At 69.4% G+C, this 15,654-nt stretch carries 14 protein-coding genes; 1 reads left to right on the plus strand and 13 read right to left on the minus strand.

What is annotated here, in order from left to right:
- Positions 1–10 precede the first annotated feature (10 nt).
- Complete coding sequence (locus P3F85_RS13545) at positions 11–637, plus strand: TMEM175 family protein (protein ID WP_374008289.1); 627 nt, start codon at positions 11–13, stop codon at positions 635–637.
- Here P3F85_RS13545 and P3F85_RS13550 read toward each other — a convergent pair.
- The 13 genes from P3F85_RS13550 to P3F85_RS13610 all read right to left on the minus strand — a co-directional run bounded on the left by P3F85_RS13550 (position 594) and on the right by P3F85_RS13610 (position 15,549).
- Positions 594–1,613, minus strand: a complete 1,020-nt coding sequence (locus P3F85_RS13550) for an NAD-dependent epimerase/dehydratase family protein (RefSeq protein WP_374008291.1) — start codon at positions 1,611–1,613, stop codon at positions 594–596. The two genes, P3F85_RS13545 and P3F85_RS13550, sit on opposite strands and share 44 nt — an antisense overlap.
- Positions 1,610–4,237 (minus strand): alpha/beta fold hydrolase, encoded by a 2,628-nt coding sequence (locus P3F85_RS13555; protein WP_374008292.1) that lies wholly within the window; start codon positions 4,235–4,237, stop codon positions 1,610–1,612. The genes P3F85_RS13550 and P3F85_RS13555 overlap by 4 nt, the downstream gene beginning before the upstream one ends.
- A gap of 5 nt (positions 4,238–4,242) precedes the next feature.
- A complete protein-coding gene (locus P3F85_RS13560) occupies positions 4,243–5,274 on the minus strand; it encodes a 3-oxoacyl-ACP synthase III (RefSeq protein WP_374008293.1) in 1,032 nt (343 codons plus the stop codon).
- Between the two features lie 69 nt (positions 5,275–5,343).
- Entirely contained in the window at positions 5,344–6,759 is a 1,416-nt protein-coding gene (locus P3F85_RS13565; protein ID WP_374008295.1) for an FGGY-family carbohydrate kinase, read from the minus strand.
- Positions 6,756–8,234 (minus strand): FAD-binding oxidoreductase, encoded by a 1,479-nt coding sequence (locus P3F85_RS13570; protein WP_374008297.1) that lies wholly within the window; start codon positions 8,232–8,234, stop codon positions 6,756–6,758. The genes P3F85_RS13565 and P3F85_RS13570 overlap by 4 nt, the downstream gene beginning before the upstream one ends.
- 62 nt (positions 8,235–8,296) lie before the next feature.
- The gene (locus tag P3F85_RS13575) at positions 8,297–9,073 is read right to left on the minus strand and encodes an SDR family oxidoreductase (protein WP_374008299.1); all 777 of its coding nucleotides are present in this window, start codon (positions 9,071–9,073) and stop codon (positions 8,297–8,299) included.
- Between the two features lie 3 nt (positions 9,074–9,076).
- The gene (locus tag P3F85_RS13580; RefSeq protein WP_374008300.1) at positions 9,077–10,555 is read right to left on the minus strand and encodes an NAD-dependent succinate-semialdehyde dehydrogenase; all 1,479 of its coding nucleotides are present in this window, start codon (positions 10,553–10,555) and stop codon (positions 9,077–9,079) included.
- The gene (locus tag P3F85_RS13585; RefSeq protein WP_374008302.1) at positions 10,552–11,490 is read right to left on the minus strand and encodes an NAD(P)-dependent oxidoreductase; all 939 of its coding nucleotides are present in this window, start codon (positions 11,488–11,490) and stop codon (positions 10,552–10,554) included. Before P3F85_RS13585 ends, P3F85_RS13580 begins: the two co-directional genes overlap by 4 nt.
- A 47-nt stretch (positions 11,491–11,537) precedes the next feature.
- On the minus strand, positions 11,538–12,047 hold the full coding sequence (fae, locus tag P3F85_RS13590; protein WP_374008304.1) for a formaldehyde-activating enzyme: 510 nt from the start codon (positions 12,045–12,047) through the stop codon (positions 11,538–11,540).
- Complete coding sequence (locus tag P3F85_RS13595) at positions 12,047–12,985, minus strand: glycine betaine ABC transporter substrate-binding protein (protein WP_374008306.1); 939 nt, start codon at positions 12,983–12,985, stop codon at positions 12,047–12,049. Before P3F85_RS13595 ends, fae begins: the two co-directional genes overlap by 1 nt.
- A gap of 65 nt (positions 12,986–13,050) precedes the next feature.
- Complete coding sequence (locus tag P3F85_RS13600; protein WP_374008308.1) at positions 13,051–13,824, minus strand: ABC transporter permease; 774 nt, start codon at positions 13,822–13,824, stop codon at positions 13,051–13,053.
- On the minus strand, positions 13,821–14,888 hold the full coding sequence (locus P3F85_RS13605) for an ABC transporter ATP-binding protein (protein WP_374008309.1): 1,068 nt from the start codon (positions 14,886–14,888) through the stop codon (positions 13,821–13,823). The genes P3F85_RS13600 and P3F85_RS13605 overlap by 4 nt, the downstream gene beginning before the upstream one ends.
- Positions 14,881–15,549 carry an ABC transporter permease gene (locus tag P3F85_RS13610; RefSeq protein ID WP_374008311.1) on the minus strand — a complete coding sequence of 223 codons (669 nt, stop codon included), beginning with the start codon at positions 15,547–15,549 and terminating at the stop codon, positions 14,881–14,883. The genes P3F85_RS13605 and P3F85_RS13610 overlap by 8 nt, the downstream gene beginning before the upstream one ends.
- Positions 15,550–15,654: the final 105 nt, after the last annotated feature.

Raw genomic sequence — 15,654 nt, forward strand, 5'->3', positions numbered from 1 at the left:
GGGTGTGCGGATGAAACTATCGAGACTCGAAGCGTTCAGCGACGGCGTGCTGGCCGTCGCGATCACGCTGCTCGTCCTCGATCTGCACGTGACACCCGACTCGAAGCTGTCGCTCGCGCAGCAGCTCGCGGACGAATGGCCCTCCTTCGCCGCCTACGCCCTCAGCTTCTTCGTGATCGGGGTCATCTGGGTCAACCACCACGCGGTGACGGAGCTGGTCGCCCGGGTGGATCGCCGCCTGATGTTCTACAACCTGCTTCTGCTGCTGTTCGTCTCGACGATCCCGTTCACCACCTCCACGCTCGCGTCGTTCCTCGAGCACGACGACCAGGACTCACGGGTCGCCGCGCTGCTGTACGGCGCATCCATGGAGGGGATGGCGATCAGTTTCACCCTGATCCTGGCCCACATCATCCACGGCGGTCTGATGAAGTCACCCGTCACCCGCGAGGAGGGGAGGCGGGCGATCCTCCGGTTCGGGGCCGGAGTCGTCGTCTACCCGCTGATCGTGGTGGTCGGGCTCTTCAGCGCGCCACTCATGCTCGCTCTGTACGCCGTGCTCACCGGCTTCTACATCGTGAACCAGACGCCGGTCATCCCCGAGGCGGCAGCGCAGAAGGGCTCGGACCCGCGGTAGCCGCTCCGGGCCGGGCCGACCACGCAGCGAGTCGCGCCAGCCCCTCGTCGATCGTGACCGTCGGCTCCCAGCCGAGGTCGGCACGAACGCGGCGCTGGTCGAACCAGTGCGCGGTCGAGAGCTGCTCGGCGAGGAACCGGGTCATGGGCGGCTCATCACGGCCCGGGCGGATGCGCCACACGGCCTCGACGGCGGCTCCGGCGGCACGAGCCACAGGCGCCGGCACGCGCCAGGACGGAGCGGGTGCACCGGACGCGATGCAGATTCCCGCGAGTAGCTCCGCGACCGGACGCGGCTCGCCGTTCGTCACCACGTAGGAGTTCCCGTGAACGGCGTCCGCCCGGTCGAGTGCGGCGACCAGTGCGGACACCGCGTTGTCCACGTAGGTCGTGTCGATCAACGCGGCTCCGCTCCCGATCAGGGGCAGCCGCCCCCGCCGTGCGCGATCGGCGATGCGGCCGACGAGCTGCGGATCGCCCGGCCCCCAGACAAGATGCGGCCGGATGACGACCACGGCGAAACCGGGAGCGTCGGCGGCGAGCGCGAGAGCTTCGCCCACGGCCTTCGTGCGCGCGTAGTCTCCGCGCGCCCGGACCGGATCCGCCGGGAGGGTCGGGTCGCCCATCAGGGATGCACCGGCGTGCGCGACGGAAGGCGACGAGACGTGCACGAAGCGGCTCACTCCCGCGTCGCGCGCCTCCGCCAGGATGAGCCGCGTGCCACCCACGTTGACGCGGTCGAAGTCCGCGACCGCTCCCGCCAGGGAGACCTTCGCCGCCAGGTGGACGACGGCGTCGACGCCCGCGAGCGCAGCGCGTACGACCGAGGGATCGGTCACGTCTCCCTGCACGTCCTCGACATCGGGAACTCCCGACGGACGGCGCTGCAGCGTCCGGACCTCGTCGCCCCGCGCTGCGAGCGCCGTCGCGACGGCGCTCCCCAGGAACCCGCTCGCCCCGGTGACGAGGACCTTCACGGTTTCCGGACCCGTTCTCCCCGCAACACACCGTCGGCCCAGGAGGCGAGTGCCGTGCGATCGATCTTCGAGTTGTGGCGGATGTCTGTCGGCAGCGTCGCCACGATCAAGACGGCGGCGAGCGGACGGGGTGATGCCGCGCGCACGGCCGCCGCGAGCGGCGCGGGGGCGAGCCCGGCGCGCCCAGCAGCGTCGAGTTCCAGCACGGCTACGAGCGCCTGCGTCCCGCGCGGGCCGACGCCGACGAGAGCCGCTCGGCGGACCCCGCTGACGCCCTCGATCTGCTGCTCGATGCCGACGGGCGTCACGACACCGTCGGGGGTGACCACGACGTGCGGGAGCCGACCCTCGACCCACAAGCGGCCCTGCTCGTCCAGGTGACCGACATCGCCGGTGCTGTGGCGGCGTGAACCGCCCTCGCTGTGCGCCTTGGCCGTGCGGTCGACCGCCCAGAGCCGGTCGTACCCGTCGCGCAGGTGCGGCGCTTCGACGACGATCTCGCCGGTGACGCCCGGCTCGCTGGTGAGCGAGGCCAGTGGGCGTCCGTCCGCATCCAACGGGCTGATGCGCACCGAGACGCGCTCGACGGGCGTGCCGACGCACACACCGTCGGCCTCCGAATCCTCGGATGCCGCCCGGATGCCCTCCAGTGTGATGTCGGTCATCAGGAGCCCTTCGGTCATCCCGTACGGCGTGTGAGCGGTCGCGGCCGGCATGAGCGCGACGATGCGGTCGAGCAGCCTGGCCGGGACCGGCGCACCGGCCGAAAGCACGGTGCGGATGCGCGCGAGAGCAGCGCGTTGCCCGTCGTCGAGAGCATCGGCCGTCGCGACGACATTCGCGAGCGCGGCCGGGGAGAGGAAGAGCACCGTCGCGTCGGCGGCCCGCGCGGCGTCGGCGACCGCACCCGCGGTGAGCGTGCGCGGGGCGGTGACGTCGCCGACCGGGATGACCGACCGGGCGCCGAGGGCCGGTCCGAGCAGCGCGAAGGGCGCGAATCCGGCGACGATCCCCGTCCCCCCGCCGAGGTCGTAATGACCGGCGAGCGCGTCGCGCAGCGCACTGAGCTGGGCGTGCGTGTAGCGCACGCCTTTCGCGGGACCCGTCGAACCCGACGTGAAGAGCACCGCCGCAAGTGCCGACGGCGCGGGAGTCTCCAGTGGCGCACCGTCGGACGCGGCGATCCTCGCTCGTCCGAGACGGAGGAGATCGCCGAGCGAGCGCTCGACCCTCAGCGAGCGCGCCAGGGCAGGCGAGAGCGTGGCTACCGAGATACGCCGACCGGGCCAGCCGAGCGCCCGGGCGGCAGCGAGGCCGGGCAGCGCACCGACGATGACGGTGGGATGGGCGCCGCGGATCGCGCGGCCGAGCCCCTGCAGCCCCAGACCGGCGTCCGCAACGACCACGACCGCGCCGATCCGCACCGCGGCGTAGAGCACGGCCGTGAGGTCGGCGGACGGCGGAATGAGGAGGCTGATCCGGTCGCCGGGCCGCACGCCGGCGGCCAGCAGGCCGTGCGCCAGTTCGTCGACGCGCCGCGCGAGCCGGGACCAGGGGATGACGCGCGCGTCCCCGGACGGTCCCGCGCCCATGTCGATCAGCGCTGGTGCTTCGCTGTCTGCATTGCTCTCGATCGCGGCCCAGAGCGGGTCGCTCGTCCACTCCGTAGCATCGACTGTCGCCTCGGCAGCGGGCCGAAGGATCCTCTCCCCCAGCCAGTCCAGCACGATCGGTGCGTACTCCACCTCTTCGGCGATCAGGTGGCCCGCGCCCTCGAAGCGGTGGACGTCGGCGTGCGGCATCCGCTCGAGCAGATCCCGCAGGTAGACCTCACCGAACACGGGATCCCGTGGACCCCACAGGAGGAGCGCGGGGACGTCGAGCGCAGCGACACCCGCAGCGATTCGCTCAAGCTCGGCGAAGCTGGGATGCGTCGCATCCACGGGGATGTCGGCGACGAAATCCCGGATGCCCCGGCGCCGTTCGGCCGATATATACGGCGAACGGAATGCGTCGCGGATCTCGCGATCGAGCCTCGGTCGTGCGAGCGACAGCGTGGTCTCGAGGAACGCGGTCGTCGTCTCTGTCGCGAGGTCGAGCATCCCTGGTGCCAGCGCTGCACGGAGCGGGGCCGGGATCAGTCGGTCGTCGGGCTGGTGCACCGCGGTGTTCAGCAGCACCACCCCGGAGAGCAGGTCCGGATGGTCGACCGCCCAGCCGAGGCTCACCGGGCCGCCCCAGTCATGCCCGACGGTGACGACCGGTCCGGCCAGGCCCAGCGCATCGGTGAGCGCTCCGAGATCGGCGACCCGGTCGGCGAGACGGCGGACGCCGCCGGTCCGCTCGGAGAACCCCATCCCCAGCTGGTCGACCGCGATCACCCGCCATGCCGCACGGTCGGAACCGGCCTGGGCGGCGGCGGTCGCCTCGGAGGTCAGCGCGCGCCACAGGTACGACCAGGTGGGGTTGCCGTGCACGCAGAGGAGCGTGCCGACGGGCGTGATGCCCGCCGCATCCAACTCAGAACCCGTGTCGAGCAGGTGCCACTCGGCGCCCGCGGCCGCGACGATGCGCGAGAAGTCGCCGAGTCCGGGCAGGCCGGGCGGCGGGAAGGATGCCCCCACTCTCGCTACCAGGCGATCTCAAGCATCGAGGTGTTGAGTCCCGAGCCCACTCCCATGAGCAGCACCCGGTCTCCGCGGCGCAGCGAAGCAGCCTCCTGGGCCAGGGTGATCGGAATCGAGGCCGGGCCCATGTTCCCGAGCGTGGGGTACGTCAGCGGGATGCGCGAGCGATCCAGCTTCACCGCCTTCACGATCGCGTCGGTGTGCACATCGGAGACCTGATGCATGATGTAGCGGTCCATCTGGCCCCAGTTCCAGTGCTTCCGGGCTTCCCGCCAGGCCGCAGTCACCAGGTCCATGCCGCCCTTCAGCAGCGCCTTCGCGTCCGTGAACATCCCGTCGACGCTGCCGACGCACAGAGCGTTGAACTGCGTTGCGGCCCGGGTGACGCCGCCGAGGATGCGGTGGCCGTCCGGATGCTGATCGGTGCGGCCGATCACGGCAGCCACCGCGCCGGAGCCGAGCGTGAGGCTGGCGAACTCGCTCATGAACTCGGCGCGGCCGATGCCGTCGCGCTGCAATCGCTCGATCGTGTTGACCTGCACCTGGTCCGCATCCTCGCCGTCGACGAGCACGGCATAGTCGATCTGACCCGAGTCCACCATCCCCGCGGCCAGGCTCATCCCGTTGACGAAGCCGAGGCAGGCATTGGTGATGTCGAAGTTGATCGCCGCCGACGACAGGCCGAGGCCGTGATGGATGCGCACCGCGACCGACGGCTCCAGGTGCGGGCGGGTGATCGATGTGTTGATGAGCAGACCGACCTGGTCCGGCCGCACGCCCGCCTCGGCGAGCGCGCGTCGACCCGCGTCGATCGCGGCCGAGTCGAACGTCGTGCCCGCTTCCCAGTTGCGGCGCTCACGCACCCCCGCGACACGTTCGAGCAGTCCCATCGGCAACTTCAGACGCTGGAGCACCGGGACGAGGTGACGCTCGATCTCCGTGGAGGTCGTGACGCGCTGTGCGAGTGTGGTCGCAACCGAGAGCAACGAGACGTTGCTGTGCCGGGTGGTTGCGTTGCCGGGACTATGGGCCATTTCAACACCATAGTTCTGTAAACCGGGATTTGACGGGGGGTTGCACCCAGCGGCCGGATGAGGTCCGCGTCAGACGGACCCGCTGGCAAGTTCCGCGCTGAGCGCGCGAACCGCGTCGCGGGCGTGGCGGTGCGCGGCGCGGAGCCGCGCGTAGGCGGGGGCGTCCGGCGACGGGGTCATCGGCGGGCCGAGGCGCACCATCGCGGCGAGCGCGGCATCCCAGCCGTCGTGCATTCCGGAACCGACTGCGGCGCAAACGGCTGCCCCCAGGCCGGCGGCGTCGTCGAGGGCAGCGCGCCGCACGGTCAGGCCGGAGACATCGGCGACGATCTGCGGCAGGATCCGGGAGCGCGCGCCGCCACCGGTGACGATCACCTCGGTGAAGGTTCGCCCCAGTTCTGCGGCCAGGTCGTCCGCGTTGTCCGCCATTTCGAACGCGATCCCCTCCAGCAGGGCGCGATAGATGTGCGCGCGTCCCTGCGGGCCGGAGAAGCCGAGCAGCGCGCCGCGACGGGAGGGCTCGTCGGTGGGTGCGAGCCAGTCCAGAATCGCTCGGACCCCGTCGCTTCCGGGCGGGAGCACGGCAGCCTCGCAGTCCAGCTCCGCTTCGAGGTCGTACATGGTGTCGTCCCGGACCGCTGCTCCCTGGAGCAGCGAGCGGAACCAGCTGACCGTCCACATCCCGCGGCGGATTCCGGCGCTCTCGGCGAGGTACTGGGACGGGCGTGAACCGAAATTCACCCAGTGCCGCGGGCCCCCGCCCGCCCGGTCGGTCACCGCCATCGACGAGATGTAGGTGCCGAGGGACAGGACGATCTGGTCGGGCCGGAGCAGTCCCGCCCCGAGGGCTTCGACCGCCTTGTCGTTCGCCGTCGCGAAGACCGGGATGCCTGCCGGCAGGCCGGTGGCGGCCGCCGCGGCCGGGGTGACGGAGCCGAGTAGCTCCCCGGGGTCGACGAGGTCGAACAGCATCCCGCGGGGCATCCCGGTCGAATCGAACACGGTCGGGTCGGTGGACCACCGCCACGTCAACTGGTCGATCGGCCAGACGCCCTGATAGTTGGCGGCGGTGTCGACGAACCGGCCGGTCAGACGGTGGGTGATGTAACCCGAGGACGTCGTCAGCCAGGCCACGCGATCGTCGTCGTGGACGTAGGGGCGGCTGACGCGCTCGTCCATCCAGCTGAGCATGGGTTCGGCCAGCTCACCGTCCGCGGTGAGGAGCGCCCGGCAGAACCGGATCGTGCAGAGGCCGACGCCCACGATCCGGGCCGGGTCGCCGGCGAAACGGTCCAGCGCGGTCCGGCAGGCCGCCGCGATGGACGTCCAGATGTCATCGTCGGGATGCACGGCGTGCCCGGGCGAGGGGTGCGCATACGGGAGCAGCCCGACCCGGGCGGAGGCGTGCACAACACCGTGCTCGTCGATGATGAGCACCTTGGTGCTCTGCGAGCCGCTGTCGATGGCGACGACGAACGATGTCACCGGCGGGCGTCTCCTGCACTCAACGGGAGGATCGTGCCGGGGTTCATGATGCCGTTCGGGTCGAGCGCCGCCTTCAGGCGCACCAGCAGCTCGAAGGCGGACCCGTGCTCTTCCGCCGTCCAGTCGGTGCGGTACTTGCCGATGCCGTGATGATGCACCATGGAACCTCCCAGCCGCAGCGCCTCTTCCACGATGATCGCATTGAGCGGCTTGTGATACTGCTCGATCTCGTCCCGCGGCTTGCACCGGATCTCGTAGTCGTACACAAAGTAGAGATTCGTCCCGGTCTGGTAGCTGTGGGACGAGTGCGCGCCGAGCATCGTCAGGTCGCCGGCGCGGTCGAAGCTCGTGCGGATCCGCTCCATCACCGCGGTGTACAGCTCGTTCACCCGCGACCAGTCGACGGAGACCTCGGTGGTGTAGCCGAGGTGACGGGTCTCCAGCATCTGCCGCTTCTCGGCGTCGATCTTGTCCTGCCCCCAGTTGAGGTTGTCGAACCAGTCGCGGATGCGCTGGTCGTCGAGGCGGGTGAAGGTGGGCTCGGTGAACAGCTCCTCGATCGCCGCGGCGGTCGCGTCGGCGATGCGCGCCGGACCTTCGGCGACAAGGATGACCATGTTCCGGCCGTCGAACACGTCGGCGAAATGCTGCCGCGCGTCCTCCGGCGAGTACAGCCGCGCGACGGAGGGACGGTAGCCCTGCGCGACCAGCTCGCGGAGCGCATCCACCCCGTCCCCGAAGTCGTCGGCGAGGAAGCCGAAGAAGCGGTAGTTTTCGGGCTGGAAGCGGAAGACCTTGATCGTCACCTCCGTGATGAAGAAGAGCGCACCCTCGTTGCCGATGACGAGGTGGCGGATGTCGGGTCCGGCAGCACGCCGCGGGACGTTCTTGATCCGCGTCACGGTGCCGTCCGGCAGTACGGCCTCGAGACCGACGACCATGTCCTCGATGCCGCCGTAGAGGGTCGAGAACTGGCCGATCGATCGCGTGGCCGTCAGTCCGCCGTACTGCGCGAGGGGCTTCGACTGAGGCGAGTGGCCCGTGGTCAGCCCCCGCTCCCGGAGGGCGTCCTCCACCCGCTGCAGGGGAACTCCGCACTGCACAGTGACCATCATGTCCGTCTCGTTGACGTCGAGGATGGCGTCCATCCGAGAGCCGTCGAGCACGATGGAGTCGGCGACCACCGTCTCGAGGCCGCCCTCTGTCGCCGTCCGGCCGGTCCGCGGGACGACGGCGACCAGGTTCTCATCCGCGAACCGCAGCACAGCGGCGACCTCCTGCGTCGATCGCGGGTAGGCGATGGCGGCGGGAAAGGGCCCGTCGAAGATGCCGTGGACGGCGGTGTACTTCTTGAACCGGTCGACGCTCGCCTCGCGGAGGGCGGCGTCGTCGGTGTCCACCTGGTCGGCGCCGAGCAGCTGGACGAGCCGCTCGGCGATCTGGTCGCGCGAGAGGGCGGAGCGGGAAGCAGGCATGGATCGGTTCCTTGCGTGTCGAAAGTCGGTTAGGGAGGTGGTTCGGTGAGCGCAGCTGCGGATCAGCGGAGCAGGTAGCCGCCGTCGACGACGAGCGTGTGCCCGGTGACGTAGTCGGCGGCTCGGCTGGCGAGGAAGACGAGCGCCCCCATGAGGTCGGCCGGGTCACCCCAGCGACCGGCCGGGATGTGGTCGACGATCCGCGCGTTCGCTGTCTCGTCCGACCGCGTCCGCTCGGTCAGTGCGGTGGCGAAGTAGCCGGGTGCGATGGCGTTGACCTGAATGCCGTACTCCCCCAACTCGTCGGCGTACGCCTTCGTGAACCCGACGATTCCGGCCTTCGAGGCGGCATACGCGGGCGACTGCTTGCCACCGAGGAACGAGAACAACGAAGCGATGTTGATGATTTTGCCGGAGCGCTGCGGAATCATCGCGGCTGTGGCGGCGTGAGCGAAGTCGAACGCCGCGGTCAGGTTCACTGCGAGCATCGGATCCCACTTGTCCCGGCCGAACTCCGTGACATCGTCGAGCAGGTTGATGCCCGCCGAGTTCACCAGGATGTCCAGCCCGCCGAACGCAGCCACGCACTCGTCGACCATGCGCTGCGGGGTCCCGGGCTCGGTGATGTCGGCCTGGGCGAAGACGTAGCGACGTCCCCGCTCCTCCACCAGGCGCGCGGTCGTACCGTCGTCGTCGGCCAGGCTCGGGACGAAGACGTCTGCACCCGCCGCCGCCAGGGCGACGGTGAACGCCCGGCCAAGGCCGCCGTTACCGCCGGTGACCATGGCGCGCTTTCCCTCGAGCGAGAACAGCGCGGTGCTGAAGTCGGTGAGCTCCACGGGTCAGACCTCCACGTTCGCGAACGGGTCGGCGATGCCGACGTACCGGGTCTCGAGGTACTCCTCGATGCCTTCGAAGCCGCCCTCGCGGCCCAGGCCGGACTGCTTGACGCCACCGAACGGGGCAGCAGGGTTGGACACGACGCCTGCATTGATCCCGAGCATGCCGCTGTCCAGCTCTTCCGCCAGCCGCAGCCCGCGGTTGAGGTCGCGCGTGTACACGAACGCGACCAGGCCGAACTCGGTGGCGTTCGCGAGGCGGATTGCCTCCTCCTCCGACCGGAACGTCGTGATGGGAGCGACAGGGCCGAAGATCTCCTCGCCGAGGATGCGCGCACCCGCGGGTACGCCGGTGAGCACCGTCGGCTCGTAGAAGTAGCCCGCGCCGGGCACGCGTGAGCCGCCGACGGCGATCGTTGCTCCGTCTGCGACGGCCGCCTGCACCAGCGACTCGACCTTGTCGCGCGTGGCCGCATCCACCAGCGGTCCCATGGTGATCCCGTCGTCGGTGCCGCGGCCGACCCGGAAGCCGGCAATGCGCGCGGCGAACGCCTCCGTGAACTCAACGGCGACGGACTCGTGAACCAGGAAGCGGTTGGCTGCAACGCACGCTTCGCCGCCGTTGCGCATCTTGGCCAGGACCGCGCCATCGACGGCAGCGGGGATGTCCGCATCCTCGAAGACGATGAACGGCGCGTTGCCGCCCAGCTCCATCGAGACCCGCAGTACCTGGTCGGCGGAGTCCGCGATGAGCCGGCGCCCCACCTCGGTCGAGCCGGTGAACGACAGCTTGCGCAGCCTGTCGTCTTTGATGAGAGGGCCGGTGACAGCGCCCGCACGCGTGGTCGGGATGACATTGAGCACGCCCGCGGGAAGGCCGGCCTCCTCCAGCACCTCGGTGAGAAGCAGCGCGGTGAGCGGGGTCAGCGCGGCGGGTTTCAGCACCATGGTGCAGCCCGCGGCGATCGCCGGGGCGATCTTGCGCGTCGCCATCGCGAGCGGGAAGTTCCATGGGGTGATGAACAGCGACGGGCCCACCGGTCGCTTCACAACCAGCAGACGATTCGCTCCGTCGGGAGCGGTGGCGTACCGGCCGGAGACGCGGACGGCCTCCTCCGAGAACCAGCGCAGGAATTCGGCGCCGTACGCGACTTCCCCACGTGCCTCCGCGAGCGGCTTGCCCATCTCCAAGGTCATGGCGAGCGCGAACTCGTCTGCGCGCGCCGTGACCAGTTCGAAGGCGCGTCGCAGGATTTCGGCGCGTGCGCGTGGGGCGGTCCGTGCCCAAGCGCGCTGGGCGGCGTGGGCCGCGGCGAGCGCCGCATCCCCGTCCGTGGGAGTCGCGTCGGCGACCCGGGCCAGCACCTGCTCGGTGGCCGGGTCGACCACGTCGAAGGTGCCGCCGGAGGCGGAGTCGCGCCATTCGCCGTCGATGTACAGGCCCGTGGGGATGCGGTCGAGCAGCTCGCGAGCAGTGATCATCGCGCGACCTCCTCGACGGGTGCGGAGGCGAGTCGCAGCGGCGTGCCGATCAGGTCCTCGTACAGCTTGAACGGCGCCATCTCCCCGGCCCGGTCTCCGTACTGCGCGCGGCCCCGACGGAACACCTGGTCGACCAGCGACGACAGCTCGACCGGAACGCCCACCGACCGCGCAAGGTCGACCGACAGCCCGAGGTCCTTGCATGCAAGTGCCAGAGCGAACCCCTCGTCGTAGTCCCCGTCCACCAGGATCGAAAGCACGTCATTCTGCACGAAGTTGCTGTTCGCGGGGCTCGCCACCAGCGAGTCCCGCAGCACCGCCAGATCCACCCCGGCCTTCACGCCGACGGCGAGCACCTCCGCCGTGGCGACCAGGTGCGAGAACCACAGCTGGTTGATCATCAGCTTCACCGCGTAGCCGGCGCCGTGGCCACCGACATGAAGGATGCGCTCCGCATCGCCCATCGCCTCGAACACCGGCCGAAGCCGTTCGACGTCTTCGGCCTCGCCGCCGACGAAGATCTGCAGCGTGCCGTTGGCCGCGCCGACCGACATGCCGCTGACCGGGGCGTCCAGGATGTGCAGGTCGCGGGAGGCGGTCGCCGCACGGATCGCATTCGCGACCTCCGGCACCGATGTGGACATGTCGATCCAGGTGCCTCCGTCGGAGATTCCCTCCAAGATGCCGTTGGGGCCGTTGACAGCGTCGGAGACATGGCGCGGGGTCGGGAGCATCGTGATGACCAGATCGGAGGACGCGGCGATCTCCGCCGCCGTCTCCGCCCAGCGGGCGCCCCCGGCGATGAGCTCGGCCGCCGCCTCCGGTCGCAGGTCCGTAACCACGAGGGGGAAGCCTGCGCGCTGCAGGTTGCGGGTCATCCCGCTGCCCATGCTGCCGAGCCCGATGAAGCCGACGGTGGGGTTCTGTACTGTCATATTCCTTTTTCCTTGGAGGCCGGTGCCCGGGTCGCCGCCGCGGGCGGTCAGGCGGGAGCCGTATAGAAGGGGTTGGCCGGGCGGTGCCGGGCGGCGAGCACGTCGTCGAGCGCGGGAAGGCCCTCCACGCCGTTGCGCAGCGCGTTCGCCGTGGCGGCGCGGTTGTTGCGATACACCGCCTCCGCGTCATCCGCACCCGGGTTCACCCAGACGGCGGCGATGATCACGTCGGTGTCGGCGTTCTCCGCGGGGATCACGCCGTCGGCGACAGCGTCCGCCACCCCGGCAGCCACCCCGGCCTGAGCCGGACCCCAGATCAGGGTGCCGTGCTCGTCGCCGGCCGGTGCCGACTTGGTGACGAACAGGGTGAGCGGCTTCACCGGGAGCGAAGGCGCGAGCACCGCCACGAAGGGGACGTGCCCGGCGCTCGGGGACGCGAGCGCGGAAGCCCAGGCCACCCCCGCGGGCCCGGAGCGCGGACCCGCGACGGTGTTGATGTGGGCGGCGTTCACACCGTCTCCGACGAAGCTCTCGCCGATCCGGAGGTCGTCCGTCATCAGAGCAGGCCCTCGTCCTGCAAGAACTTCTTGGCGACATCGGCCGGCTCGTCGCCGTCCACATCCACCTGGGCGTTGAGCTCCTGCATCTTCTCGGTGGTCAGCTTCGGCGAGACCTTGGCCAGGATGTCGGCGATCGCCGGGTATTTCTTGAGGATGGACTCCTGCATCGAGAACGCGCCCTGGTAGACCGGGAAGAACTTCTTGTCGTCCTTCATGACCGTCAGGCCGAGGGCCTTGATCCGGCCGTCTGTCGCGAAGACCTCGCCGAAGTTGCAGTCCTGGCCCTTCTGCGTCGCCGTATAGATGATGCCGGTGTCGAGCATCTTGACGTTGGAGTCGGGAACGTCCAGGTTGTAGGCCTTCTTCAGCCCGGGCCAGCCGTCATCGCGGGTCGAGAATTCGCTCTCGATGCAGAACGTCTTAGCGTCCGACTTCAGCTTCGCGACGTCGCTCAGTGACGTGACTCCGAGCTTCTTGCCCTCGGCAGACCGGATGGCGAAAGCGTACGTGTTGTTCAGCGGGGCCGGATCGAGCCAGGCGATCCCCTTCGCGGCATCGGCCTTCTTGACGGCGTCGAACTGCTGCTGCGGGTCGGTGATCGGCGCGGTGTTGCCTTGGTAGGTGATCCAGGCCGTTCCGGTGTACTCCCAGTAGCCGACGAACTGCTTGTTCTCGAGCGCCTGGCGAACGTTCGCAGAGCCGACGAGCTTCGTATTGGCCTCCAGCTTCGCGCCGTGTGCGTTGAGCAGGTCGGTGGTGATGTAAGCCAGGATGTACTGCTCTGAGAAGTCCTTGGAGCCGATCTGACCGGTGAGCCCCTTGAGCTCGTCGCCCTTGCTTCCGGCTGCTCCAGCTCCGCTGCTGGAACATCCGGTCATGAGCAGGGCTGCCGCGGCCATGGCGGCTGCGACCGAGAGGTGCCTCTTGGTGAACATGGTTCTCCTTCTGTGTGGGTACTGTGCGGGTGTTTCGGGGGGTGTATCGGGGGTGGGAACGGTGCTCACAGACCGCGTGGACGGACCATGTCTTCTACGAGCCCGGCGAGCCAGTCGATCAGGATGGCGATGGCGGCGACGAGAACGGCGCCGACCAGGAGCACGGGGAACCGCTGGAGCTTGAGGCCGTTGACGATCATGTCGCCGAGGCCCCCCGCGTTGATGAAGGTGGCGACGGTCGCGACGCCGACGCAGAACACCAACGAGGTGCGCAGCCCGGCGAGGATGGTGGGCGACGCGAGCGGCAGCTCGATCTGCCGCAGCACCTGTCCCGGTGTCATGCCCATCCCGCGGGCAGCCTCTTTGGCGTCGGCGTTGACCTGCTCCAGCCCGATGAGCGTGTTGCGCAGCACAGGAAGGAACGAGTATGCGACCAGCGCCACCAGCGCGGTCAGGAAGCCGGTCTGCCAGATGAGGGCGAGCAGGATGACGACCCCGATCGCGGGGGTCGCCTGGCCGATGTTGCCGAGGCCGAGCACCAGCGCACGGAACCACCCCGCCCGCACACGGTGGACGGCGATGCCGGCCGGGATCGCGAGCAGGGCGACCAGCGCCGAGGCGACGACGGTGAGGACGAGGTGCTCACGGATACGGGCGGTGATGTACTCCGGGTTGAGGGTCCGCTGCTCGATCGAGTCGAGTTGCAGCGTGGAGACCCAGAGGAAGACCAGTCCCACCAGGACCACTACGACGACCGGAGCGGCGAGCCTGCGGGCGGCGTTCCCCACGCGCCGCCCGGTACTGACCCGGTTCGTGCTCCAGTCCAGTGCGGCGGTCATCGCGACCCCTCGCGCGGTGCGACGCCCGCGGTGGGAACCCCGAGCACAGCGGAGATCGCCGCGTGATCCAGTGCGCCGACCGCGCTCCCGTCTTCATCCACGACGGTCACCGACGTACTTCCGGTCAGGACGATGAGGTCGAGCGCGTCGCGCAACGACGCCGTCCTGTCGATGCGCGGAGCGCGCTCTTCGACGGTGTTGGTGAGCCGCGCCTCGCTCACCGGGATCAGCGTCAGCCGTTTGATCGCCGCCCCCTGCCCGATGAAGGACGCCACGTAGTCGTTCGCCGGCTGCGCGAGGATGTTCGCGGGAGTGTCGAACTGCTCGATCCGGCTCCGCTCGCTGAGCACGGCGATCCGATCGCCGAGCCTCACGGCCTCGTCGAAGTCGTGCGTGACGAAGATGATCGTCTTGCCGATCTCGGCCTGCAGCCGCAAGAACTCGGCCTGGAGCCGCTCGCGGGTGATCGGATCGGTCGCGCCGAAGGGCTCATCCATGAGCATGACCGGCGGATCCGCGGCGAGAGCCCGCGCGACGCCTGCCCGCTGCTGCTGACCGCCGGAGAGCTGCCGAGGGTAGCGGCCGGCGAACGTCGCCGGATCGAGCTGCACTGTCTGGAGGAGCTCCTCCACACGAGCGGCGATGCGGTCCTTCGACCAGCCGAGCATCCGAGGCACCGTCGCGATGTTCTCTGCGATGGTGCGGTGCGGGAAGAGCCCGATCTGCTGGATGACGTAGCCGACGTGGCGACGGAGCTGGTTCGGGTTCAGCGACAGCACGTCCTTGCCGTCGATCCGGATGCTGCCGGAGGTCGGCTCGATCAGCCTGTTGATCATCTTCATGGTCGTGGTCTTGCCGCAGCCGCTGGGGCCGACGAACATGACGAGCTCGCCCGGCTCCACGCGCATCGAGAAATCTTCGACGGCGGCGACGGGCTGGCCGGGATAGTGCTTGGTCACCCCATCCAGTTCGATGGCGACGCCTGCGGACTGGCGGGAGAGTGCGGAAAGGAACCCGGTGTTGGTGATGTCGGCGGTTCCGGAGGTGTTGGTCAGCTCAGGCACGGAGTCCCCTCGAGGTGGTGTGGCGGGCGATCAGGATGAAGGCGCCGTCGACGAGGAGCGCGAGCACGATGGTCGCGACAGTGCCGGCGACGGCGTAGTTGATGGCGTTCTTGGAGCCGATCGACGACAGCCCCTTGAAGATGTACTGGCCGAGTCCCGGTCCGGCGACGTAGGCCGCGATGGCGGCGATGCCGATGGTCAGCTGTGCGGCCACGCGAACCCCGGTGACGATGACCGGCCACGCGATCGGCAGTTGCGTCGTGAGCATGATGCGGCCGCGGCTCATGCCCATCCCCCGGGCCGACTCGACGACCTCGGACGGCACCTCCCGCAGACCGACCACAGTGTTCCGGATGATCGGGAGGAGCGAATAGAAGACGAGCGCGACGATCGTCGGTCCCCAGCCGAGTCCGAGCAATGGGGACAGGAGGGCCAGGAGCGCGAGTGACGGGATCGTGATGGCGATCCCGGCCGCGGTCAGAGCGGTTGTCCGGGAGACCGGGCGGTTCCAGACCGCGACGCCGATGAGCACGCCGACAGCCATGGCGATGACGAGCGAGATGAGGACGACGACCAGATGCTGGCCGGTGAGGTCGAGGAGGTCGCTCCAGCGTTCGCCGAGGAATTCTGCGAACGATCCGAAGCTGAAGCCTGCGTTCATGCATCGTCCCTTCTCTTCGTTGAGGGGCTGTCGAGTGGTACCCGCACACCATAGAACGCATCGATGCCATTTCGCCAATGCTGGTTGCGTATATGGCAACAGGCT

Source organism: Leifsonia sp. T36S-04 (genome assembly GCF_042465655.1).
GTDB lineage: Bacteria > Actinomycetota > Actinomycetes > Actinomycetales > Microbacteriaceae > Leifsonia.